Annotated in this window: 24 protein-coding genes; 2 read left to right on the top strand and 22 right to left on the bottom strand. The window is 40.0% G+C overall.

Translation table 11 applies throughout. The features are described from left to right. From IIB39_09710 to pyrF, 9 genes are all read right to left on the bottom strand, one after another. On the bottom strand, positions 1-2,243 hold a 2,243-nt coding region (locus tag IIB39_09710; GenBank protein ID MCH8928974.1), incomplete at its 3' end, for an NADP-dependent malic enzyme. 139 nt (positions 2,244-2,382) lie between these two features. Continuing rightward, entirely contained in the window at positions 2,383-2,925 is a 543-nt protein-coding gene (locus tag IIB39_09705; GenBank protein MCH8928973.1) for a redoxin domain-containing protein, read from the bottom strand. A gap of 1 nt (position 2,926) precedes the next feature. Then, positions 2,927-3,655, bottom strand: coding sequence for a cytochrome c biogenesis protein CcdA (locus tag IIB39_09700; protein ID MCH8928972.1), 729 nt, complete (start codon positions 3,653-3,655; stop codon positions 2,927-2,929). Between the two features lie 20 nt (positions 3,656-3,675). Then, positions 3,676-3,963, bottom strand: coding sequence for a DUF427 domain-containing protein (locus IIB39_09695; protein ID MCH8928971.1), 288 nt, complete (start codon positions 3,961-3,963; stop codon positions 3,676-3,678). Between the two features lie 82 nt (positions 3,964-4,045). Continuing rightward, the gene (gene moaC / locus IIB39_09690) at positions 4,046-4,519 is read right to left on the bottom strand and encodes a cyclic pyranopterin monophosphate synthase MoaC (GenBank protein ID MCH8928970.1); all 474 of its coding nucleotides are present in this window, start codon (positions 4,517-4,519) and stop codon (positions 4,046-4,048) included. A 19-nt stretch (positions 4,520-4,538) separates the two neighbouring features. After that, positions 4,539-5,084 (bottom strand): peptidylprolyl isomerase, encoded by a 546-nt coding sequence (locus IIB39_09685; GenBank protein ID MCH8928969.1) that lies wholly within the window; start codon positions 5,082-5,084, stop codon positions 4,539-4,541. 270 nt (positions 5,085-5,354) lie between these two features. Beyond that, complete coding sequence (locus tag IIB39_09680) at positions 5,355-6,128, bottom strand: MBL fold metallo-hydrolase (protein MCH8928968.1); 774 nt, start codon at positions 6,126-6,128, stop codon at positions 5,355-5,357. After that, the gene (locus tag IIB39_09675) at positions 6,125-6,703 is read right to left on the bottom strand and encodes an orotate phosphoribosyltransferase (protein MCH8928967.1); all 579 of its coding nucleotides are present in this window, start codon (positions 6,701-6,703) and stop codon (positions 6,125-6,127) included. Before IIB39_09675 ends, IIB39_09680 begins: the two co-directional genes overlap by 4 nt. A gap of 2 nt (positions 6,704-6,705) precedes the next feature. Beyond that, complete coding sequence (pyrF, locus tag IIB39_09670) at positions 6,706-7,506, bottom strand: orotidine-5'-phosphate decarboxylase (protein ID MCH8928966.1); 801 nt, start codon at positions 7,504-7,506, stop codon at positions 6,706-6,708. A 172-nt stretch (positions 7,507-7,678) separates the two neighbouring features. Between pyrF and IIB39_09665 the strand changes: the two genes are divergently transcribed. After that, a complete protein-coding gene (locus IIB39_09665; protein MCH8928965.1) occupies positions 7,679-8,263 on the top strand; it encodes a GNAT family N-acetyltransferase in 585 nt (194 codons plus the stop codon). Here IIB39_09665 and IIB39_09660 read toward each other — a convergent pair. Continuing rightward, entirely contained in the window at positions 8,260-9,690 is a 1,431-nt protein-coding gene (locus tag IIB39_09660) for a Glu/Leu/Phe/Val dehydrogenase (GenBank protein ID MCH8928964.1), read from the bottom strand. The genes IIB39_09665 and IIB39_09660 overlap by 4 nt on opposite strands. A 166-nt stretch (positions 9,691-9,856) precedes the next feature. Here IIB39_09660 and IIB39_09655 point away from each other — a divergent pair, with 166 nt between their 5' ends. Then, positions 9,857-11,068 carry a dicarboxylate/amino acid:cation symporter gene (locus IIB39_09655; GenBank protein ID MCH8928963.1) on the top strand — a complete coding sequence of 404 codons (1,212 nt, stop codon included), beginning with the start codon at positions 9,857-9,859 and terminating at the stop codon, positions 11,066-11,068. 330 nt (positions 11,069-11,398) lie between these two features. Here the strand turns inward: IIB39_09655 and hflX are convergent, their stop codons facing one another. The 12 genes from hflX to IIB39_09595 all read right to left on the bottom strand — a co-directional run. Next, positions 11,399-12,679 carry a GTPase HflX gene (hflX, locus tag IIB39_09650; GenBank protein MCH8928962.1) on the bottom strand — a complete coding sequence of 427 codons (1,281 nt, stop codon included), beginning with the start codon at positions 12,677-12,679 and terminating at the stop codon, positions 11,399-11,401. Between the two features lie 58 nt (positions 12,680-12,737). Beyond that, positions 12,738-14,801 (bottom strand): BatA and WFA domain-containing protein, encoded by a 2,064-nt coding sequence (locus IIB39_09645; GenBank protein ID MCH8928961.1) that lies wholly within the window; start codon positions 14,799-14,801, stop codon positions 12,738-12,740. Positions 14,802-14,859: 58 nt separating this feature from the next. Next, complete coding sequence (locus IIB39_09640; GenBank protein ID MCH8928960.1) at positions 14,860-15,297, bottom strand: hypothetical protein; 438 nt, start codon at positions 15,295-15,297, stop codon at positions 14,860-14,862. Between the two features lie 65 nt (positions 15,298-15,362). Next, positions 15,363-15,932 (bottom strand): hypothetical protein, encoded by a 570-nt coding sequence (locus IIB39_09635; GenBank protein ID MCH8928959.1) that lies wholly within the window; start codon positions 15,930-15,932, stop codon positions 15,363-15,365. Between the two features lie 7 nt (positions 15,933-15,939). Continuing rightward, positions 15,940-16,599 (bottom strand): ribulose-phosphate 3-epimerase, encoded by a 660-nt coding sequence (gene rpe / locus IIB39_09630; GenBank protein ID MCH8928958.1) that lies wholly within the window; start codon positions 16,597-16,599, stop codon positions 15,940-15,942. Then, positions 16,596-17,369 carry a PASTA domain-containing protein gene (locus IIB39_09625; protein ID MCH8928957.1) on the bottom strand — a complete coding sequence of 258 codons (774 nt, stop codon included), beginning with the start codon at positions 17,367-17,369 and terminating at the stop codon, positions 16,596-16,598. Before IIB39_09625 ends, rpe begins: the two co-directional genes overlap by 4 nt. Positions 17,370-17,399: 30 nt before the next feature. Further along, complete coding sequence (rsmB, locus tag IIB39_09620) at positions 17,400-18,776, bottom strand: 16S rRNA (cytosine(967)-C(5))-methyltransferase RsmB (GenBank protein ID MCH8928956.1); 1,377 nt, start codon at positions 18,774-18,776, stop codon at positions 17,400-17,402. A gap of 1 nt (position 18,777) precedes the next feature. Next, positions 18,778-19,692, bottom strand: coding sequence for a methionyl-tRNA formyltransferase (locus IIB39_09615; GenBank protein ID MCH8928955.1), 915 nt, complete (start codon positions 19,690-19,692; stop codon positions 18,778-18,780). A gap of 47 nt (positions 19,693-19,739) precedes the next feature. Then, complete coding sequence (gene def / locus IIB39_09610; GenBank protein MCH8928954.1) at positions 19,740-20,267, bottom strand: peptide deformylase; 528 nt, start codon at positions 20,265-20,267, stop codon at positions 19,740-19,742. A 3-nt stretch (positions 20,268-20,270) separates the two neighbouring features. Continuing rightward, complete coding sequence (yajC, locus tag IIB39_09605; GenBank protein MCH8928953.1) at positions 20,271-20,591, bottom strand: preprotein translocase subunit YajC; 321 nt, start codon at positions 20,589-20,591, stop codon at positions 20,271-20,273. Positions 20,592-20,882: 291 nt separating this feature from the next. Continuing rightward, positions 20,883-22,097 carry a HAMP domain-containing histidine kinase gene (locus IIB39_09600; protein ID MCH8928952.1) on the bottom strand — a complete coding sequence of 405 codons (1,215 nt, stop codon included), beginning with the start codon at positions 22,095-22,097 and terminating at the stop codon, positions 20,883-20,885. Between the two features lie 4 nt (positions 22,098-22,101). Then, positions 22,102-23,142, bottom strand: a 1,041-nt coding sequence (locus IIB39_09595) for a YfhO family protein (protein ID MCH8928951.1), incomplete at its 5' end; no start/stop codon positions are given.

Genomic DNA, 23,142 nt, shown 5'->3' with positions numbered 1-23,142 from the left:
TTCTGAGCGTTTACGACTGCTATCGCAGTCATATTCACCACATCTTTAACTTCGGATGAACCGATTTGCAATACATGAACAGGTTTTTCCAACCCGACAAGTATCGGACCGACAGCTTCCGCTCCTCCGAGTCTCATAAGAAGTTTATAGGCAATATTCCCGGAAGCTAAATCGGGAAATATCAGAACGTTCGCTTCTTTCTGAAGCGTGGAAAAAGGATAATTCTCCCTCAGCACTGATTTGGTCACCGCCGCATCAACATTCATCTCACCGTCGATAATTAAGTCCGGCTCCTGTTCTTTCACAAGTTTCACCGCTGCCGCTACCTTTTTTGCCTGCGGATGTCGTGAACTGCCGAAATTAGAAAATGAAAGCATTGCCACCCGCGGTTCCATATCAAATTCACGAGCCAAATCAGCCGTAAGCAGCGCTGTTTCGGCTAATATCTCAGGAGTAGTGTCTATGTTCATCGTTGTATCCGCGAATAATTTTATTTTGTTCTTGAATATCATAAGGTAAACGCCGCTTATACGATTAATACCGTTTTTTGTATTAATAACCTGAAGCGCGGGTCGAATGGTTTTTTGATATTGCTGCGATATTCCCGATACAAGCCCATCAGCATCCCCGATATGAAGCATCATGGCGCCAAAATAATTCGGATTGATTATACTCTGATAAGCATCATCGTATGTAACACCGTTCCGCTGCCGCAGAATTGAGAATTTTTCAGCGTAAGTTTTTCTAAGCTCGTCATCATTCGGGTCTATAATCTGCACTCCATTACAATCCAAACGAAGCGATTTAATTCGATTTTGTATCTTTTTCTTATTGCCGAGGAGAATCGGCTTGGCAATACCTTCGTCAAGAACTATCTGACATGCGCGTAATATCTTATCGTTATCTCCCTCAGGATACACTATTTTCTTTGGATTATTCCGCGCCTTTCTAATCATTAGGCGCATTACCTGCCTTGATTTACCGAGTCGATCTTCGAGAGATTCCTTATATTCATCCAAATCAATGGTTATACGCGCAACGCCGCTGTCCATAGCAGCTTTTGCGACGGCAGTTGCTTCCCATATGAGCACTCTCGAATCAATCGGTTTGGGAATAATATAATCAGGTCCGAACTTGAAGCTCTTTACATTGTATGCTTTTGCAACAGCATCAGGCACATCTTCCTTGGCTAATGCCGCGAGAGCGTATGTTGCAGCAATTTTCATCTCTTCGTTTATCGTCTTTGCCCTCACGTCCAGAGCGCCCCGGAATATAAAAGGGAATCCGAGAACGTTATTCACCTGATTGGGATAATCAGACCTGCCGGTGGCGACAATAGCGTCCGGTCGCGCGTCTTTCGCGTCTTCATAAGTTATTTCAGGATCGGGATTTGCCAATGCGAATATTATAGGGTCTTTCGCCATGGTTTTCACCATAGCTTTAGTGAGGACATCTTTTACGGACAGACCGCAAAAAAAATCCGCCCCCTTCATCGCGTCGGCTAAAGTTCGCTCGTCGGTATCAACCGCGAATTCAGCTTTATATTTATTAATGTCCCCTTTTCTTCCCTTATATATTACTCCTAATTTGTCAACCATTCGGACATTTTTCTTATTGACTCCAAGATTAATATAATGCCGTGTACATGATATCGCTGCCGCACCAGCGCCTGATATGACTATCTTTATTTCACTCGCCTTTTTTCCTGTTATTTCAAGAGCGTTAATTAATGCTGCTCCCGAGATTATGGCGGTTCCGTGTTGATCATCATGGAATACAGGAATATTCATCTCTTTTTTCAATCGCTCTTCAATCGTAAAGCATTCCGGAGATTTAATGTCCTCAAGATTTATACCGCCGAATGTCGGTTCTAACAGCTTGACCGCATTGATAAATTCCTCTTCGTCTTCGGTATCAAGCTCGATGTCGAACACATCCACATCTGCGAATTGCTTAAACAAACCCGCTTTCCCTTCCATTACCGGCTTTGCCGCCAATGCTCCGATATTTCCGAGTCCCAAAACTGCCGTTCCGTTGGTGATTACTGCCACAAGATTTCCCTTGGCGGTATATTCGTATGCATCATCCGGATTTTTCTCTATTTCGAGGCAGGGTACTGCCACTCCGGGAGTGTAAGCTAACGAAAGGTCTCTCTGTGTGAGAAAAGGTTTTGTTACATTTACTTCTATTTTCCCTTTTCTGTCTCTTGAATGGTACTCTAAAGCGTCTTCTTTGCGAATCATTAGATTTTCCCTTGTTGAGTTTGTCGGTGTATCTGGTTACTTGAAGAGGAATATATAATTAATCGAATGATGAGAACTACGATTATTTAACTTCCTTAAAAAAATATTTTCAGCGCTGATTCAATATCAACAGTGAAATTCAGAGATTAGAATCTAAAAGGTTCCGAATCCCCGCTTCAAAAACTTCTTTGCTCTGCGCGCCCATAAAATAATTCGTCACTTCTCCCTTCTGATTAATCAGGAAAGTAGACGGTATTGAAGCGAAATTACCATACGCATAAACAAGTCCGGCTATATCATCGTCAGAACCGTATAAAATAAGGTAATCTATGTCATATGATTTCATAAATGACTCTATATCATCTTTTGAGCCGGAAGTTATTGCCACGCCAACGACAATAACATCGTCATTCTTGTAGCCGTTATACAGTTCATTCAGTATGGGAATCTCCAATTTGCAAGGTCCGCACCATGTAGCCCAAAAATTCAGCATCACGATTTTACCCCGGTAATCGACGAGATTGAAATCTTCCCCGTTAAGAGTTTTCAAAGATAATTCGGGAGCCATCTGATAATCTTCTTCATCCACAACGTTGGGAACATTAGCGTCAACATCTAAATAATAATCAAATACAATACCTAAAATCAGTAACGAAATTGCGATTATTTTTAATATCTTCATTTTAACCTATGTTTAAAAGCCATGGAAAGAGTTTTGTGAAATACAGCGTTAACTTAAAGAATAGATTGAAAAATATCATCCCACCTATTCCTACAAGAAACATTCCGCTTATTATCTCTATCAATTTATAATGCTTTCGCATGACCGTCGAAAAAGTTACAAATTTATTAGCCGCAAATGCTGTCAGGATGAACGGTATTCCAAGTCCGAGGGAATAAGCCGAAAGCAATAGCATTCCTTCTACAGCGCCTCCCTGAACACCTGCGATTGCAAGGATTCCCGCAAGAACCGGTCCGATGCATGGACTCCAGCCTACTGCAAATGAAAGCCCGATAAGGAATGCGCCTACGAATCCAACTTCTTTGGGATTAATGTTGAGACGTTTTTCATATTGAAGAAATCGTACGGGAATCACACCCGCGAGATGAAGACCAAAAAAGATAAGGACCAGACCTGCTATCCTGTAAAATAACGGCTGTTTGAAAAACGCTGAAAATAATCCTGCAAGCGCTGCTCCAAGAAGTATGAATACCACTGAAAACCCAAGCACGAAAGAAAGACTCAATAACAAAACCTTTTTGGTTTTCTTCGAATCTTTACTGTTCTTCAATTCATCAATTGACAAGCCCGACACAAATGTGATGTACGCTGGAACGAGCGGAAGTACGCAAGGGGAAACGAACGAGATGAATCCGCCGAAAAAAGCGGCTATAATTCCTACATTAGGCATTATATAATCCTATTTTGATTTTAACTAGTTTGAATTTCAACACCTCTCCAAAACGCAACATAATTTTTAATCGAACTTGCTGCCTCCGAAGCATCCGGATAATACCAGGCAGCATCTTGATTTTCCTTTCCATTTACTTCAATGGTATAATAACTTGCTTCTCCCTTCCAGGGACAGGTCGAATGATTCTCATTCTCTTTGAAAAACTCTCGGTTGATGCTGTCAGGAGGAAAATATTGATTCCCCTCCACTACGATACATTCATCGCTCGAAGCCAGTAGTTCTCCATTCCATAACGCTTTGACCATATATTCCTCCAATTAATATACGTTTTGCTCCAATACAACGGCTAATGTTAATAATTGGTTACGTTTATAAATGTCATATAGATTACTCATTTTCAAATATTCCACTTTTCCCTCCTGATTTGAAAATGAGTTTCACATTGCTTATTTCGATTGTCCTGTCCACGGATTTACACATATCATAAATAGTCAGAGCGGAAACCGTGACAGCAGTCAACGCTTCCATTTCCACGCCTGTGCTGTCCTTTGCCTTTGAAGTAGCGGTTATTTTAACCAATTTTTGTTCCTCGTCAAGTTTAAACTCAATATTAATATGACTCAAATTAATCTGATGAGTCAGAGGTATAATCTCCGAAGTTCGCTTCGCCGCATTAATTCCTGCTATATTTGCTACTGTTAGGACGTCACCTTTCTTGTTTTTGTCCTTTATTATTTCGATAAACGCTTCTTCATTGAGTTTTACTTCACCCACTGCGGTCGCAGTCCTGACAGTCGTTTCCTTATCACTGACATCCACCATTGAAGCTTTTCCATCTTTATCCAGATGAGATAACGTCATTTTTTTCACTGACTCAATATCAGAGTTCCGATTTCGTTGTCATATATACCCGGTCCATAACAACGTCCTCTAAAGGCCTATCGCCGGGACCTATATTGACTTCGGCTATTTTATCAATAACTTCAATCCCTTCAATTATTTTACCGTACACCGTGTATTCGCCGTCAAGATGTGGAATATCCACATGACAGATGAAAAATTGACTTCCGCTTGACCTTCGTTCCGGATTAGTGCTGTTTCCTGTTCTTGCCGCTGCTATCGCTCCTCGCTTATGAACATTATGTATTTCCGCGCCAACAGTATATCCCGGACCGCCCATACCGTCATTGGTCGGATCATCGTCACGAGAGTTTATATCACCGCCCTGAATCATAAATCCGGGAATTATCCGGTGAAATGTTATTCCATCATAATAGCCGGCTTGAGCTAATTTTTTGAAGTTTGCCGCATGAACAGGCGCATTTTCTATATCGAATTCAATTACAATTCTTCCGAACTTAGTTTCAATTACTGCTACCTCGTCAGCTTCTATCGTTGGAGTACCCAATGCAGATACTTCTTCCATTATTAATTTAATCTGCTCTTGAGTAAGCGTTTCATGGGTCATATTTGTCTCCATTCCGACTTTTTCTTCTGCATTTTTTGAACAACCGGCGAGCAATCCAACCAGAGCCAACATTATCCAAATTTTTCTCATTTTAATATTCTCCTGAAATATTATTTTACATTTACGTATCGGGTCAACCAATAGTCTTTTTTCTTTATCGTCGTTAAAATATAATTAATCGGCAGGTTAGTTGCACTTAGACTTTAATTATCAATGATTCGAAAATATTTATAAATTATATACCGGACCTAATTTATCTCTTGGGGCGGAGAAGATTTGGTGAACTGAATCGCCATTACCGCGTAACGCAGATTTTACGGCATTATCAGCCAATTCAAACGTATTGGTATTTTCTGAGATATGACCCAATATCACCTTCGCAGGCCTACCTTCAAATATTTCGGCTATCAGCGCCGCAGCTTCCTTGTTTGATAAATGACCGAGTCTGCCGCTTATTCTTTGCTTTATCGACCATGGATAGGAAGAATGCTTCAACATTCCTTCATCATAATTAGATTCTATCAAGAGCAAATCCACGCCTTTTAACCGTTGTTTAATCAAACCGGTGGCAAAGCCGCAATCGGTGAGTATGCCCGCTTTTTTCTTTTTTGCTGAAATCGTAAATCCCAACGGATCAGCGCTGTTATGCGGTACACTGAACGGATGCACTTTTATTTCACCGATTTTAATTGCTTCCTGAGATAAAATTCTGCGGATTTTTATATTTGGCGTAAAGTTATTTTCCAAAAGCCGGGCTGTAGGCTCATTAGCGTAAATAGGAACATTATACATTTTAGAGAATACTTTTAATCCCCTGCAATGATCCTGATGCTCATGAGAGATAAATATTCCGGAAAGGCTCATTGGCATTATCCCTATTTCCTTAAGTCTTTGAACTGTCGCCTTACAAGAAAGACCAAAATCAAAGATAAGTCTCGTCTCACCGGATTCGATATATGTGGAGTTTGCCTTACTGCCTGATGCTAACGTGATGACTTTCACGACTTACCCGTACTCCCCGGAGCGACTAAATCAACGCCTTCCCGGCAGAGCGGACAACTGTTTTCATCGTATACTTCCAATTCCAATGTCATCAACGCATGCGTTTCCGATTCAAAGCTCACATTTCCGCCGCTTCTGTCAACCATTAAGGATATGCCTGATATGACTCCCCCGGCTTTTATTACTTGTTCGCAAACTTCCGTTACAGAACCGCCGGTAGTAACAACATCCTCCACCACCAGCACACGCTGACCCGGTTCAATTTTAAAACCTCGTCCGAATGTCATCTCGCCATTTTTCCGTTCGAGGAATATCCCTTCAGTTCCGAGCTGACGCGCTATCTCATAGGCTAATATTATTCCGCCGATGGCAGGTCCCACGACTATATCTATATTCTTATCCTTCCAAGGAACTGCCATCTCCTTTAGAAGAGGAGCTGCGAGAGCAGGTTTACTTAGAATTTTGAATTTATCAACATATTGCGCGCTGTGCAGCCCGGAAGTCAATCGGAAATGACCTTTCTTCAACGCTCCGGCTTTAACGAACAGCTCTTTTATTTCATTTTCTGACAGCATCATCAGATTAGACTATCCCTTAAAGTTTTTGCTGCTTCCCTCGCTTCGGAAGCAAAGTCATCTCCATCTGAAGCATAGATAATTCCACGGGATGAATTTACGATAAAAAGTTCATTCCCGACATCACGAAATGCATCTCTGACTCCAGAGGCATCACCTCCCTGCTTGCCTACTCCCGGTACCAGACAGGGAAGATTCGGCGCTGCATTCAGCGCTGCCTTTAGCTCTGAAATATGTGTTGCGCCCAATACCATACCTATGTTTTCGTTCTTATTCCATGCAGACAGTTTTTCCGCTACCGCGATATACAACGGTTTACCACTCTCATCAGTAAGATATTGAAAATCCTCCGCTCCTGAATTTGAAGTCAGCACTAAACTGAATACTCCTTTATCGTTGTAATTTGTGAATGGCTGCAGCGAATCAAATCCCATATATGGGCTGACGGTGACAGCGTCGAATCCGTACTCATCGAAAATGGCTTTTGCGTACATCTCCGAGCTGGCGCCGATATCGCCCCTCTTGGCGTCTGCGATAGTGAGCACATCATCAGGAACCATAGCAAGAGTCTCTTTTATTACCCTGTGACAATCTTGCCCTAACGCTTCATAAAAAGCGAGATTGAGTTTATAAACAGCAGCAAGATCCTCCGTATATTTGATTATCTGCTTATTGAAATCAATAAATGGGTCTTGGGACGAAAGAATGGATTTTGGGAAATGTTCAAGATTTAGGTCAAGTCCAATACATAGGTGACTATTCTTGGTATTGATGACTGATCTTAATTTATCGTTAAAACTCATATATTTGGCTACTCAAGAGAGTGAATCTATCCTTTTTATGGTTATTATTCAACCATAATTGGTGGTAAACACTATAATTCGGACATATAATACCCATTTAATATGTTTTCTGCTTACTTGACTATAGTATAATTTATTTCTACAATTTCACTATATATGAATGATTTCTATAATGTTTAAAGACTATGAACCGCTAACTCATGGCTTCGACCCAAGTTCAGAGGTATCAACCTCTAAATTTATAAGGCGAATTGACGGCGGATTTACCATAGAGCTTCTCCGGTCTTTAGGCTCGGAAGATATTAAACCACTTATCCATATCGCTCAGTCGCTTGTTGAAAGCTTCGGTTTGAAGCTTCTGGCAACAAAAAATGATATACTGAACTATTTTAATCCGCCTACCACATATCCGTTTATCGCTCGCCATGAAGGACATCCGATAGGCTTTATTATCGGAGTACCGCTGGAACAATTCGCAAATCTTGATTGGGCGAAAAATGACCAAAATCTCGGCAAGGAAAATACTTTATACACATACGCGTATGGAGTTATGCCATCCTACCGCGGAAAAGGGATAGCCGCCGAGCTGAAAAGTACCTATTTATGGTGGAGCAAAGACCGGGGCTATGAATACATTACCGGGACAGTACGGAAGGGAATTTCCGCCGAGATGGGAGGAGAAGTCACTCTCCTGTCAAGCATTGAAAATTGGAACGAGACCGGGCTTACATTCGAGTATTACCGACGTAAACTCTAAGGGAAAATTCCAAGCTGCATATATGTGGTAGCTACTTTTTCTATGGCAAGCACGAATGCGGCTGTACGCAGGTCGTTTACACTTTTTTTGCGCTTATAAACGTACATAATTTCGATAAATGCATCACGCATAGTTTCTTCAAGACCGGAGTTTACAAGATCAATTTCATCCGGTCCTTTAATTATCAATTCTTTTGTTTTCTTGTCAATAGGCTTATTAAAATAGCGTTCGTTCATATTAAGAAGCTGCTCTGCTTTTATTTCGTCTAATCTTTTTTCCATCCTGCCGTATCTCATATGCGTCAGGTTCTTACCCCATTCGAAATACGATACCGTAACTCCACCGGCATTCAAATAAATATCCGGAATTATAAAAACACCATTTTTCAACAAGATTTTTTCCGCGCCGGGAGTAGTAGGTCCGTTTGCGCCTTCCGCTAATATTTTACATTTTATATTTTTTACATTCGAGAGAGTTATCTGATTTTCTAATGCCGCAGGCAGCAATATATCACACTTGAGCTCTAACACCGCTTTCGGATTCTTTATAGTCTTGGCGCCCGGAAAATCTCTTATGGAACCTGTTGCCTTCCGATGTTTTAACACATCATGAGGGTTAATTCCAGCGGGATTACTTATACAACCATCCCACTCTCCAATGCCCACTATAATTGCCCCTTCTTGATAAAGAAATCTTGATGCGTTCCACCCGACGTTTCCAAAACCCTGAACAGCAATTTTCTTTCCCTCAATACCAAGTGATAAGCCAAGTTTTTTCATAATGCTTTTTTCATTAGTGGCTTCTTTTATTCCATATTGGATACCCTGACCTGTTGCTTCTCTCCTGCCCTGGATTCCCCCCTGCTCTACAGGTTTACCGGTAACACAAGCCATATTATCCAGGCCGCCCGGATTGAACACATCGTATGTGTCAGCCATCCATGCCATTTCACGGGGTCCTGTTCCCATATCAGGCGCCGGTACATTTTCTCCGGGTCCGATAAAATTTTTCTTTATAAGTTCAGCCGTAAATCTCCTTGTCACCCTTTCAATTACACTTCTTTTATATTTCCACGGAGCTATCCTGACTCCTCCTTTTGAGCCGCCGAATGGTACATTCACTATAGCGCATTTATAGGTCATTAGCGCCGCCAATGCCATAATCTCATCCTGGGAAACTGTAGGGCTATAACGAATCCCCCCCTTTAGCGGTTTTTTATGCTGACTGTGCTCCGCTCGCCAACCCGTAAACTGTTCATAATGATGCCCGACTTTTACAGGAAATTGAACCTGGTAAACCGCATTACATGCTCTGATCTGGCTTATCAATCCAGACGGTAAATTGAGAGTTAATGCGGCTTTATCGAATTGTTTTAATACGATATTATTAAGGTTCAGATCTTCTTTTGCTGCTTTTCGGTTCGGCATATGATAATCCTTAATGTTTGGGTGCCATCATATTTTATAGATTGGCATATTATCGGACACCTTAAGATAACTTACAAGAGATATTTATTTTTCTCTTGAAGATTAAACTCACCCTGCCTAAACTTGAGTTCTTAATTTCAAATGTAATCTTTTAACGAGGCAAAAGGTGAAACTAAAACTTCATTGGCAAATATTAATTTCCCTCGTATTGGGCGTTATTGCCGGCGCGGTTTTTGGCGAAAAACTGCTCTGGATTTCTTTTTTAGGCGATTTGTTTCTCCGCCTATTAAAGATGATAATTGTTCCTCTCATCATTGCATCGATAATTTCAGGTGTTACCTCCGTCGGTTCGGCTGAAAAGCTTGGGAAGCTCGGAATCAAGACATTCGCTTTTTATATCAGTTCAAGCTTGCTGGCTATATTAACCGGATTGGTTCTGGTTAATATCTTTAAACCCGGAGTTGGAGCCGATCTCGGTTTTTCCGAAGCGCCCACCGGGCTCACCACTATTGATTCGCCTCTGGATATTATTTATAGGTTAATTCCTACCAATCCCATCGCATCTATGGCAGATGGCGATATACTGCCAATAATATTTTTCTGCATCTTTTTCGGATATTTTATTACAAAACTACCCGAAAAGCCTCGTGTAGAAATGACCCGCCTTTTCAATACTTTCTTCAGCATAATGATGAAAATGACAAACGTTATTATTCGGCTCGCTCCGATCGGAGTCTTTGGACTTATGGTAAAAATCGTTGCGCAGACCGGTTTTTCAACCTTCATCCCACTCCTGAGCTATATGGCAGTGGTCGCCGGAGGAATTCTTATTCACGGTATGGTAACGCTTCCATTAATATTATTCTTTATCGCCCGAGTTCATCCGATAGCATTCTTCCGTATTATGGCTTCTGCTCTTACAACAGCGTTTTCCACAGCATCTTCCTCGGCTACGTTACCGCTCACGATTAAGAGTGTGGGGGAAAAAGCGGGAGTATCCAACAAGATTTCCAGTTTCGTTCTTCCGCTTGGCTCGACGATTAATATGGATGGAACAGCCCTTTACGAATGTGTTGCAGCTATGTTCATTGCTCAAGCTTACGGCATAGACTTATCATTTACCCAGCAGATGATCGTAGTTGTCACCGCTCTGCTGGCATCAATCGGAGCAGCCGGAATCCCAATGGCAGGCTTGGTGATGATGACTATAATATTGAATGCGGTAGGACTTCCTCTCGAAGGAGTAGGTCTCATTGTAGGCGTTGACAGGGTACTGGATATGATGCGTACAACTGTTAATGTTTGGAGCGATTCCGTAGGAACCGTCACCATCGCCCGGACCGAAAGTGAAACGCTTGATCCTTCGCTTCCGCTCTGAGTCAGTTTATATTTATTGACTTATTAAGCTTTTTCTTATATCTTTCTAATAGATATCAGGCATATAACCCAAACGGGAGGTGCCATTGTTCTTTGATAAATTTTTCCCAATTTAGACCCCAACAAATTGAGTGTTATGCTTGGAACCAACACTCTAAAGCAGGGAACTCATCTCAGGCCGTGGATGGCATGCCCCATTTACACAGGCGGAAACCAGAAGCGCTCTGGAGGTGCCCACCGTGATTAAACGGTTCCCGATTGAACACTCTGTTGGGGTTTAATATTATTTTATAAAGAGATCAATCACTGAAAAGAAAATCAGAATCTATTATTAATATTCATTTAGTTTTTTGATGTCACTTTCGATTTTTGAAGCCACTTCAATCGGAGCTTCAAACGTCAGAATTATTTCATCGCCTACTTCCGATTTTTCAAGCACATTACTCGAAGAGTAAATATACGCCAATAGCTTTCCATCAATTTGTGGAATGGAAACCGTTTTCGTTACGTGCGATTTTGTAATAATATCCACAATCTTCGATTTAAGTTCCGTTAATCCCGTGCCTTTCAGGGCTGAAATCATAATACTTTCAGGATAATTTTTCCGTAAGGCGCTCATTCTTTCTTCATATTCGATTTTGTCCACCTTATTAAATACCATAATCATCGGTTTATCCGCTATTTCAATTTCATTTAACACAGTCATTACAGCTTCAATTTGTGCTTTAAAATTTGGGTGGCTGGCATCAACAACGTGAATCAGCAGGTCCGCTTCTATCGATTCCGAAAGTGTGCTTCTAAACGATGCGACTAAATCATGCGGGAGCTTCCGAATAAATCCGACCGTGTCGCTTAATAATATCTCGGTTCCGTTGTTTAATTTCACTTTTCTGACTGTCGTATCAAGGGTAGCAAAAAGCATATCTTCCACAAGCGTATCAGCTCCTGAAAGTGCATTTAGTAATGTTGATTTTCCGGAATTAGTATATCCAATTGCTGCCACCATTTTGAATCCTGTGCGTCCTGCTTTTCTCACGTGTCGTTGAGCATCAAATCTTTTAAGATCTTTTTCAAGTTTCGCAATTCTCTTTCTCACAGCACGCCTATCAGTTTCGAGCTGAGTTTCACCCGGCCCTCGCGCGCCTATAGCTCCTTCCTGTCTCTCAAGATGTGTCCACTGGCCTGTCAATCGAGGTAGCAGATAGTTATTCTGCGCCAGCTCTACCTGTATTTTAGCTTCTTTGGTCCTTGCGTGGATAGCGAAGATATCCAATATCAAACCTGTGCGGTCAATCACCGGGCATTTAAGTTTTTTTTCTAATGCAGATGCCTGAGCCGGCGAAAGTTCGTCGTCAAATATCACCAGTTTACAATCGTTTTGCTTTACCAATTCAGAAAGCTCGGCGACTTTTCCCTTTCCGATATAAGTTGCAGGGTTGATTGAATTTAATTGTTGGTGGAGGACTTGGACGACTTCTGCTCCGGCTGTCAAAGCAAGATGTTTGAGTTCCTCAAGAGATTCATGCATTTCGATTTTTCCGGCATTACGCAATCCAACACCTACGAGGATCGCATTCTCTAATTTATTTTTTTTTCTTATTCCTTCTTCCAACTGAACTGTCCGTTATTATTTTATAATTTAATATATTATTTATCGGACTTCATCAATCCTATTCTTCTTTCAGGTCATAGCTTTTTTGAAGCGCCATTTCTGTTACCAATAATATAAATGTTAAAATCGTAAAATAACGCCATAATTCGACACCTAAACGAGAGTTACCGATTTCATTTATTATTTTAGAAGGCGAGCTGACTTTTAAATAGTTATCCGAAAAGAGCTCCGCGAATCTGTCTATATTCACTTTCGCCACCATTTCATTTTTATCTATATTGACCGTATGAATTGATTTTTTCTCGTCGCCCACTTTTAAGACGTATGAACCCGGGCTAAATGTTTCGTTGAATTTTGTCGCTATCATATTACCAATATTGGTTGGCTGAAGTGAAAATACTCTTCCATCGGGAGTAATGATCTCAATTTTATTTTCTACGGTAGCGTTCGTTAATTCAAATAATAATTCGCTTCCGACTTTTATTGTATCAGAAAAAGATTCCTGACCTGTCATGGAATATTCAATAGACCTTGAAACAAACGGAACCCATAAGCCCTTTAAGGGGAAATCGTTCCAGGTTAATAGCGGAGCAGACATCATCATAATGATATGCCCCGCGCCGAACTCAAATTCTTTTAATAACGGAATATTTCCTCCAAGTCTTATAAGGTCTTTTCCCACATTAGGTTCATCTAACAAAAATATTTTCTTAAATTTTGCAAAATTTGTCTTTTCATCATTCGAAATAAATATACCCGAAAAGAGCGGATGATTCCAATCCACGAAATCAAAAGATAAATACCCGCCTGCCTCTTCATTATTCTCTTTAACTGAAGCTATTTTCGGAAGAGCGAGTTCGGCAGCATACTTGCGGTTATATTCCGGAATGTCAAAATTCCCACCCGGCAGAATCAACAATCCACCTCCCCGACTCAGAAAAGATTTCAATCTTTGTATAAATCTATTATCATTCTTTGGTATGGCAGACAAAATAATAACATCGTAATCATCTGTTATTACTCTATCAGTCTCTGACGCATTTATCTTTTTAACGGGTGAATTTAACCCGTACGATGAATAAGATTTAAGAGCAAGAAGAGTAAATTGAAGGTCTTCGTCGCTTCCAATTGCTAAGATTCTTATTTTGGGGGGAATGAAAAGATGAAAATATCGCGTGTTGTCAGCCATCAACGCGTCATCACTTATCTCCGCATATCCTTTTAGAAATCCGGAACTTTTAATTGGAACTGTGAATATCACTTTAGAGTCGGCGCCTCTAACGACAGAAATAGTTGATTGTCCGACCCTCGTTCCCTCTAAGAAAAGATCTATGCTCACATTTTCAGAGTTAATGTTATCTGTGTAAATTGATACTTCAACTTCAGCATTCCCACCTTTACGCAGCAGTTTTGTTATCAGATCTACTTTGATTATAGATGTATTGAACTTCTTCGAGGTAGTCTTTACAAAAAATATATGTACTTCATTAAGAGATTCCGACTTTATTATCTTATTAATTATATCGCCGGATTTAAAATCGCTTATAATAAAAAGTTCTTTGTTAGCTGCTTCAACTCTGTTAAGCAGTCGCAACGCATTATTCAGTGATGCCGCTAAATTAGAGAATTCGAAAGTTTCATTGATCTCTTCTAAGTTGATTTCGTTCGGGTTACTCCAAACTTTTTTATCATTATCATCATAATTTCCATTAGTGCTGAGAATAATAAGTTTATCGGTTTCTTTGAACGTTCCGATTATCTCTAAAGCCGATTCTGCGCCGTTTTTAAAAAGTGAAGTCCCGTCATCCCGCATTCTCATACTCAGCGAATTATCGATTATTATAACGGCGGCAGTTGATGCCATAGCGCCGGGTAAATAACCGCGAAGCGTAGGACGACTGAACGCAAAAACGATTGAAATCACAATCAATGTCCTGATAATCAATAATAAGAGTCGTTTCAACTTCAGCCTGCTCAGTTCCTTTTTCTGCAACTCGTGAAGAAATCGCAAGCTGCTGAAGTTTACAACCTTTCTTTTCCTTTTGCTTAAAAGGTGAAGGATAAGCGGAATAGATGCGGCTATTAAACCGAATAGGGCTGTTATATTTAAGAATCCGATCATTGCTCGGAATAAAAAACGTGTAAATCAGTTCTCTTTAAAATTATAAGAAATGGCGTGTTTATTTAGTGTCTATTACGTCTTCAGTTAAAGATAGCGCAATACCGGAAAGCATAACTTCAGGACCTAACGCCGTAAAATCACCTGATAATAATTTCCTGTCCACGTTAGCGTAAAGTGAACAGCCTGCTCCCTTCTCAACAATTAAGCCGCAAAGTCTTCCTGCTTGTTCCGAGATAAACGTCACCTCATCAAGCATCTCACTCACCACATAACCAACGCAAAAGTGAAGTTGAAGGTGAGAATTTGGAGTATAAATCGAGATTAAATTACCTTCTTCATCTCCGATTTTCAATCCGGGATATATCTCCAAAGAAAGTTTCCTCTTCTCTTCATTATTCTCAAGAGTAAACCTAAAATAGTTCGGGCCTACATTTGCCTTTACTCCGAGAACTTTTTCAATTTCTGCAATGTTTTCTTTGGTGAATTTAGATGCCATATTTCGTTAGGACCTTCTTTGACTGCTTAAATTAACCCTCTTTTATCTCCCATGTCAACATCTATTTAACTTCCGACTATTTGCATGGCAAATCCTGCAATAACAGGCATAGTGAGATTATCATTGAGAGGTATCGGTAGGAGCTCCACTAAAGTCCCTGTAAAAAGTCCGGCTAACATCTGTTCTAATGTAAGGCTTTGAGTTAACATCATCAAAATACCTGTGGCGGTAAAATACGCTGTTGAACCTTCTAATGACTTACCCCAAAGTCGAACTTTGCCGTATGCAGTGCCTACAATAGCCGCTGCCGTATCACTGACAGAGACAAGTAGAAGAGCTATAATCGCAACATCTTTATCAAAGAAATAAATTGTAATTCCCGCACCGGCAAGCAAATATGTAGCTCCCGATATTTTTTTCTCTTCCGCTCCTCTCATAATGGATTCAAATATCGGATTAATATATTGCCGAATTCTCGGGATAAATATTCTTCCGAGTTCCATCGCTAATGAAAGTATGAACAAAGTGGCAATGAAAATGAGCATATTTTCTCGTTCTATAAAAATATAGCCTAATGGAAACATCATTGAGATAAGGTGGAATATTTTTCTTTTTATTTCTCGTTTAATTCCCATGAATCTTTTACATCGCTCCCGCATTAGCTGCTTCTGTAAGGTTATGGAACATCTCCAGGGGATTATCAGATTTGAATATTGCTGATCCGCTCACAAGTAAATCTGTTCCTACACCTGCAGCTTCAGCTACCGTTTCAAGGCTGATTCCACCATCTATTTCCACTAATAACTTATCCGAACTATATTTTTCTTTAATTTTTTTTACCTTTGCTAAAGATGATTTTATCATTTTCTGTCCGCCGAAGCCGGGGTTTACAGTCATTATAAGAAGGAAATCAGCGTCATCAAGTATTTCATCCAATGCAGATAATGGAGTGGCGGGGTTAATACAAACACCTGCTTTAACTCCGGCGGATTTTATTTTCCCAATCAATCCATGCAGATGGTTCGTAGCCTCCGCGTGAATGATAAGAGTATCAGTCCCCACTTCTAAAAATTCGTCTATCCGCTCTTCAGGGTTAGATACCATTAAATGCGCTTCAAAATGTAATTTGCTTTTATTTCTTAAAGACGCGATCAGCGGGGCTCCAAAGGTTAAATTTTTTACAAAATGTCCATCCATTACGTCAAAATGCAATCTTTTAGCGCCGGCTTCTTCCATCAGGGCAACCTGTTCGGCGAGGATAGAAAAATCTGCCGATAAAAGTGACGGGACTATTTCCTTCAAAATTCTTCCTCAAATTCAGGCAGCTCAGGAATCAGACTTACATCAGTAATGCTCACTATTAAATTAATACGTACTCTTTTTTTTAGCATTGTTCCTGCTTTCAAAGATTGCCATAGCACTGTAAATGGAATTAAATCTTCATCAATCCGATAAGTAATTTCACCTTCGATAAGTCCTGATTTTGCGACCAATTCTTTTGCAGATGCTAAACTATTACCAAGCAGCTTAGGAACTTTAAAATTATCGGGTTGATTACCAAGCGAAACCGTTACCCAGATAGGAGTTCCTCTCTTTGCTTCAATATCCGGGGGTAATGATTGAGCGATAATTGCTCCATCGGGAATTCGGTTGGAATAATCATAAAAAATCGAATCTATTCTAAACCCTGCTCGCTCCATAGATAGAGATGCGTTTCGTTTTGATAACCCAATAATATCAGGCACTGCTATGTACCTCTCTTCAAGACTTGGAGTAAGATAGACACGTCTTCCTTTTTTTACCCTGGATAATGGAGCCGGATTCTGTTCGTAAACGCGACCTGCTTCGAACGTGGTCGTAAGTTTCGGAGCTTTTTCAACAGGGTTAAATCCCTTGTCTTTAAGTAATGAAATTGCTTCTTCAATCAGCATTCCTTGCGTATCGGGCAGTGTAACTACCTGACCCTCTCTCACATATAACGGCATAATAATAAAATCCATCAAAAATCCTGTAACGCCTAATATTAATCCCACATAAAGCGCGTATTGAATTAGATTCCAATATTTTTTCAATCCCGTACCATAATAATAAATCAAATCCCTTTAATATTTTCTCATACGGACACAAAACGAACCGTCAATATAATGTTTAAACGGGTATGTTGCAACTGCCCCCTTGCTGTCAACCAACCTGTCTGTGATATATTTTTTTGCGTTTTCAACTTCGAACGTCTTTTCACTAATTAAAAACTCTTCAATCACTTCCCAATTTTCCTCCGGCTCAATCGTACAGGTGCTGTAAACCAATACTCCTCCAACTTTCAGCGATTTGGACGCATTTTTAAGTAACTCGAGCTGAAGCGAAGACAACGTCTTAATATCGCTTTTCTTCTTTCGCCATCTAAGATCAGACCTCTTTGCTAATACTCCCGTTCCGGAGCATGGCGCATCAATTAGTATTCTGTCCGCCTCAGGCAAAGAAAGTTCTCTTCCGTCACCATGTATTAGTTCGACACAATTCAATTTAAGTCTCTTCACTTGATCTTCAACTAAAGAAAGACGCTCTTTGTTTGCATCAACAGCTAATATTTTCCCCTCATCATTCATTAATTCAGCGATGGCGCTTGTTTTGCCGCCCGGCGCGGAACAAAGGTCTATTATTGTTTCTCCCGGCTGCGGATTTAAAAGTACAACCGGAATTCCGGCGCTGACGTCTTGAATTGTAGCCTCTCCTTCTTTGATGGCATCCCATGAATTCGTGTCCAATCCCCTTTGAAACGTATAGTAATTCTTGAGAATCTCTGATCTGACAATACTATCCTCATCCATCTCATCTATTTTTTGCAAATGAGGATGTTTCTTTAAAAGGTTGTTTTTCCTTATAGTTACTTTAGGAGGAATATTGTTCATTTCAGCTGATTTTTCCGTATCGCTGACCCCAAACCGCTTTAACCATCTTTTAATTATCCAGAGTGGATGAGAATACTTTACCGATATGCGTTCATCATCAGGTAATGAATCAATTCTATTTTCTAATTCTGTCCTTCGTCTTAGAAAGTTTCTCAAAACTGCGTTCACAAGCCCTGAATCTTTTCCGTTTCCATAAATTTTTGCCAATTCGACAGACTCATTTATAGCTGCATATGTGGGAACAGAGTCCATATATAAAATTTGATATAACCCTGTAGTCATTATGTATCTTAACGGGATTTTCAGATTTTTAATATTTCCTTTTATGAGCTCCTGAATATAATACTCTAATAATCCCCCCATTCGAGTAGTCCCTTTTACCAATTCGGTGAGAAAATTTCTATCTCTTAGTAGTAATTTTGAATTCTTAAGTGACTTATTCAGAAGCCTGTCTATGTATTCTCCGCTCTTTCTTGAGTTAAGAAATAAATCGATTGCGATTTTTCTTACGTTGTTTTTCTCAGCAAGCGATTCGTTTTTTTGAATAAATTTCTCCAACAACAATTCCATTTTATGCCAAACTATCCCCAGCAGAAATATTCGTTCCTCTTAGAAAATCGGCCGATGTCATCCTTTTCTTCCCTTCTCTTTGTACTTCCAGCACCTTTAAGCCTCCGTCACCCGTAGAAACAGAAAAGGAATCTTTCCCAACTTCAATTACCTGTCCGGGACCTCTGTCTTTAATGATTTTCGCCACAGGAACAGTTTTAAATATTTTCAGAACTTTACCATTAAAATTTGTCGTAACGCCCGGATAGGGTGAAAGAGCTCTCACTTGATTGTGTAATTCAACAGCGGAACGATTCCAATCAATCCGTAAATCATCTCTACTTATCTTGGGCGCATCCGTAGCCTGAGAATCGTCCTGAACATCTTCAATATGGCTGCCTGATTCGACAGCCCTTACCGTTTTCAGCAGCAGCTCGGCCCCTAACTCCGCAAGCCTGTCATGAAGCGAACCGAAATCTTCAAGTTCTCCTATTTTTAATTTGTCCCTGAAAAGGATATTTCCCGTATCAACTTTTCTTCGAATGAAAAAGGTCGTAGCTCCTGTTTCTTTCTCACCTGCCATAATTGCTCTTTGAATCGGTGCCGCTCCTCTATATTTCGGCAATAGCGAAGAGTGAAGATTTATAGAACCCATTTGGGGAATATCTATAAGTACTTGTGGCAGAATTCTAAATGCCACTACACAAGAAAGATCTATATCAAACTTTTCTATTTGTTGGTGGAACGCCGGGTCTTTTAGATTTTTTGGCTCAAGAACAGGAATTTTTAAATCAACCGCTGCCATTTTTACCGGAGTGGGAATAATTTTTTGTCCTCTTCCCATTTTTTTGTCCAGCCCGGTTATTACTGCCGACGGTTTGTATCCATTTTCTGTTAATTTTATTAGACTTGGGACCGCAAAATCCGGGGTACCCATAAAGAGGATTTTCATTGGTTTATGTTGAAAATTTGTGACGCTGTCAGTTAAACTCCTACGGGAATTTCACCACGCGATATTTTTTGAAGCTTTGTTTTTAGCAAATCCCGCTTCACCGAGCTGATATAATCTATCATTAACCTTCCCCGCAGATGATCTACTTCGTGCTGAACGATACGCGCGAGAATTCCGTTGCATTGCAGTACTTTTTTTTCACCTTTTTTATTCTGGAATTTTACTTTTATCTCCTCGGGTCTTTCAACTTCAACCTTCACTTCGGGAATGCTCAAACAACCTTCCTCTAAAACACAGCCGCCGTATAATTCTTGTATATCGGGATTTATCATAACGATAGGTTCCGATGGCTCTTCATCTTCTTCTTCGCTCACATCTATTACAATCAGACTTCTAACATCTCCAACTTGAGGAGCAGCTAATCCTACACCGCCGTACTCATGCATTGTTTCAATCATATCCTGAATAAATCGTTCTAAATCGGAATCGAAATCCACAATATTATGTGTCTCGCGCCTCAGAATAGGATCGCCGTAATATCGAAGCTTTAATGCAGACATTGTTTAGCTTGCAGACTCCTTCGCAATAGCGACAGAGCTTCGGGAAACCTTTACTTTAGTATTTTCCGCAATCTTCAAAATGATAATATCTTCTTTCTCCTTTACGCCCTCTATCGTGCCATGCAATCCTCCAACAGTAATGACGTTATCGCCTTTTTTAAGCGCCTTAATCATAGATTGCTTTTTTTTCTGTTGTTTGATCTGAGGACGAATCAGTAACATATAAAAAATTAAAAATATTAATAAAAACGGAAGCAGCCCCAAAAACCCTGATCCTTCACCGCCATCAGCCGGTTGACTCATCAATAATATAAAATTCAGCATAATCTCCTCTTTAAAAATTTACGAATGATGTTAATTCAGTTGTAAATAAAAGTCAAGGTCATTCGTTCAATATAACATAGTGTCGGCTTAGCTTTGAGAAGGAATAATTTATTGATGCAACTTTTCAAAAGTTTTTACGTTAAACATATGTAGAAAAGGAAAAGATACTTTTTCTTTCCCTTTTCACGCTCCCTTGGCTGCTAATTTGTCCCGGCAACAGTTAGCAGCCAAACTTTTTCAAAGATTCAAATTAGTTGATTTCTATTTGTCAAATTGAGCGATTTCATTACATTACCTGACTTTAAAAAATATCAGCATGGTTGTTCCTTCATTCTTCCTGGAATCTTTAAGAATGAGTTCGCCTTTATGATATTTTTCAATTATACGCTTTGCGAGACTTAGACCGAGTCCCCATCCTCCCGATTTTGTGCTATATCCCGGTTTGAAAATTTCTTTATGAAACTTTGATGGAATGCCGATACCATTATCAATCACTCTGATTTCCACTCTGTTTTTTTGAACATTATAATCTGAAAATACTTCAATCTTACCATTTTCTTTCGAAATAGCGTCTGCGCTGTTTTTTATGATATTCTCCAATGCCCATTCGAATAGGTCACTGTTTATTTGTACCTCAGGTAATTTCCGAAGTTTTCCTACCAGCTCGACCTTATTTGCCTTTTGCGGTAATCGTTTCTGTAGATAGTTGATAACCCTTTCGATAACATCATTCAAATCAGTCGGCTTAAGTCCTCCACCAACTCCAATTTGTGAAAACCTATTCGCAACCCTGTTTAACCGCTTGACGTCCATTCGCATTTCAGGAAGTAGCTTTAACAATTTTTCCGAATCCGCACCTTCAAGCATTTCCATCCAACCCATCAGGGACGATAACGGCGTACCTAACTGGTGAGCTGTTTCCTTGGCCATTCCCGCCCATATCAAACGCCTTTCAGATCTTCTTATGAACTGGAAGCCCGCAAACCCGATAAGGATAAAAATTCCGGCGATAGCGATTTCTATGTATGGCAACCACTTAAGCTGCGTTATTAATTTTGAATCGCCGTAGTGCAGTTTTGCTATTTCAATAACTGTGTCCACTTCACTTATTTTAAGCCTGTAGCTCAAGGTAATGGGATCGTTTTGAGTATCCATCTTTAACAATATGTTCTTCACATTGGCAAGCGCTTCGTCTGATTTATCACGAGAATCTATATCAAGATTTTTCCAATCGCTTGGATCGTCCTCCATCGTTGAGATTACCACCGGAAACGTTATTCTGCTCACAAACTGTTCGAAGAAAAAACTGTAATCATCCACTTCATATTCTGAAGCGATTTTCGCATAGCTTTCAGCATAAAATGTTACCGTCTTTCTTGCTTCTTCCCGGAGCTGATCAGTTAGATTTTGGGAAACATAAAGCAGCCCGAGGATTATTATTATACCAAGCACGAAAAGAGAAGCTTTCAGATTATAAGATGAACGGTATTTAAGGCTGACAGCCAAAATATTAACTCAATTTTCGTTTTACAATCGGGAAGATGAATATTCCCGCAATAGCCAAATAGCCTACTGCTGTTAAAGTTAATCCAACCGTGAAAGCTGGTGGTCGAGAATCCATTCTAATAATATGTGAACCGGGTGGAATTTCCACACTCCTGAGAATATAATTCGCAGGTTTCATTTCTATAGGATTATCGTCCATAAACATCTTCCAACCCGCCGGATAGTATAATTCTGAAATGACGAGAATCATCTGACCTGATGTTTCAACAGCTATTTCAATCTGATTCAATGAATATTTTATTATCTCTACTTTACCGACTGCGGTTGAATCAAGGGGTGTGTCCGGTGGTGAAGACAGAAATACTTCTTTCGTGGGATCCATAATTTGCATCCGCATAAAACCGACGATATTCTTTTCTGTTTCAAACACGCGTGCCCTATTTACCAGCCATGCGCGGGGCATACCTTCATTAAAATTATACAGGTATATCGGAAAATTAAATTCGTTTTCTTCGATCTCGAACTTCTTTATGAGCTCGAATTTAGGTTCGTTCATTGGAAAAGCGCTTACTATATATTTTACGTTTAAAATTGATATCGCTGCGAGGTCGAGACCGGACGTACGTTTATTTATTTCGGATGGCTCTCGCAAGACCGTCCGATTCGAATTCGTCTCTCTTTTGAAATATTTATTTACGAACGATCTATCTATTGAAGTAAAATCCAGATAAGATTGGTACACCCATAACTTAGCGGGATGGTATCCTCCGATGCTCTCTATGCCGCGAGCGGCAAATTCTTTTGTGGAAAAGAGATTTTCGACCGGAAATATTCTGAATATTTCGCCGGAGTCCATCTTATCAAGTAAATATTTATCTAAGAGACTTATCTGGGTTGATTTATCAAGAAATGATGCGTGTCTGGTATTTATATTACCAATTATTTTAGTATCTATTCTGCCTAAATCAAATATCGTCAAACCAATAATAGCAAACCCGAGTATATACGGCTTTAATCCTTTTTTTGCGCTGTAATATAAAATAGC

It is taken from the genome of Candidatus Neomarinimicrobiota bacterium, assembly GCA_022573815.1.
Lineage (GTDB): Bacteria > Fidelibacterota > SORT01 > SORT01 > SORT01 > JACZTG01.
Note: the sequence above shows the minus strand (reverse complement) of the source record. Positions and strands in the feature narration are given on the sequence as shown.

What these genes read in the sequence shown, in the direction of transcription:
- IIB39_09705 (MCH8928973.1), bottom strand. Translation starts at nt 2,925, where the DNA reads ATGAAGATATTAAAAATAATCGCAATTTCGTTACTGATTTTAGGTATT.
- IIB39_09700 (MCH8928972.1), bottom strand. Translation starts at nt 3,655, where the DNA reads ATGCCTAATGTAGGAATTATAGCCGCTTTTTTCGGCGGATTCATCTCG.
- IIB39_09695 (MCH8928971.1), bottom strand. Translation starts at nt 3,963, where the DNA reads ATGGTCAAAGCGTTATGGAATGGAGAACTACTGGCTTCGAGCGATGAA.
- moaC (MCH8928970.1), bottom strand. Translation starts at nt 4,519, where the DNA reads ATGACGTTATCTCATCTGGATAAAGATGGAAAAGCTTCAATGGTGGAT.
- IIB39_09685 (MCH8928969.1), bottom strand. Translation starts at nt 5,084, where the DNA reads ATGGAAGAAGTATCTGCATTGGGTACTCCAACGATAGAAGCTGACGAG.
- IIB39_09675 (MCH8928967.1), bottom strand. Translation starts at nt 6,703, where the DNA reads ATGCTGTCAGAAAATGAAATAAAAGAGCTGTTCGTTAAAGCCGGAGCG.
- pyrF (MCH8928966.1), bottom strand. Translation starts at nt 7,506, where the DNA reads ATGAGTTTTAACGATAAATTAAGATCAGTCATCAATACCAAGAATAGT.
- IIB39_09665 (MCH8928965.1), top strand. Translation starts at nt 7,679, where the DNA reads ATGTTTAAAGACTATGAACCGCTAACTCATGGCTTCGACCCAAGTTCA.
- IIB39_09660 (MCH8928964.1), bottom strand. Translation starts at nt 9,690, where the DNA reads ATGCCGAACCGAAAAGCAGCAAAAGAAGATCTGAACCTTAATAATATC.
- IIB39_09645 (MCH8928961.1), bottom strand. Translation starts at nt 14,801, where the DNA reads ATGATCGGATTCTTAAATATAACAGCCCTATTCGGTTTAATAGCCGCA.
- IIB39_09640 (MCH8928960.1), bottom strand. Translation starts at nt 15,297, where the DNA reads ATGGCATCTAAATTCACCAAAGAAAACATTGCAGAAATTGAAAAAGTT.
- IIB39_09635 (MCH8928959.1), bottom strand. Translation starts at nt 15,932, where the DNA reads ATGGGAATTAAACGAGAAATAAAAAGAAAAATATTCCACCTTATCTCA.
- rsmB (MCH8928956.1), bottom strand. Translation starts at nt 18,776, where the DNA reads ATGGAATTGTTGTTGGAGAAATTTATTCAAAAAAACGAATCGCTTGCT.
- IIB39_09615 (MCH8928955.1), bottom strand. Translation starts at nt 19,692, where the DNA reads ATGGGTACCCCGGATTTTGCGGTCCCAAGTCTAATAAAATTAACAGAA.
- def (MCH8928954.1), bottom strand. Translation starts at nt 20,267, where the DNA reads ATGTCTGCATTAAAGCTTCGATATTACGGCGATCCTATTCTGAGGCGC.
- yajC (MCH8928953.1), bottom strand. Translation starts at nt 20,591, where the DNA reads ATGCTGAATTTTATATTATTGATGAGTCAACCGGCTGATGGCGGTGAA.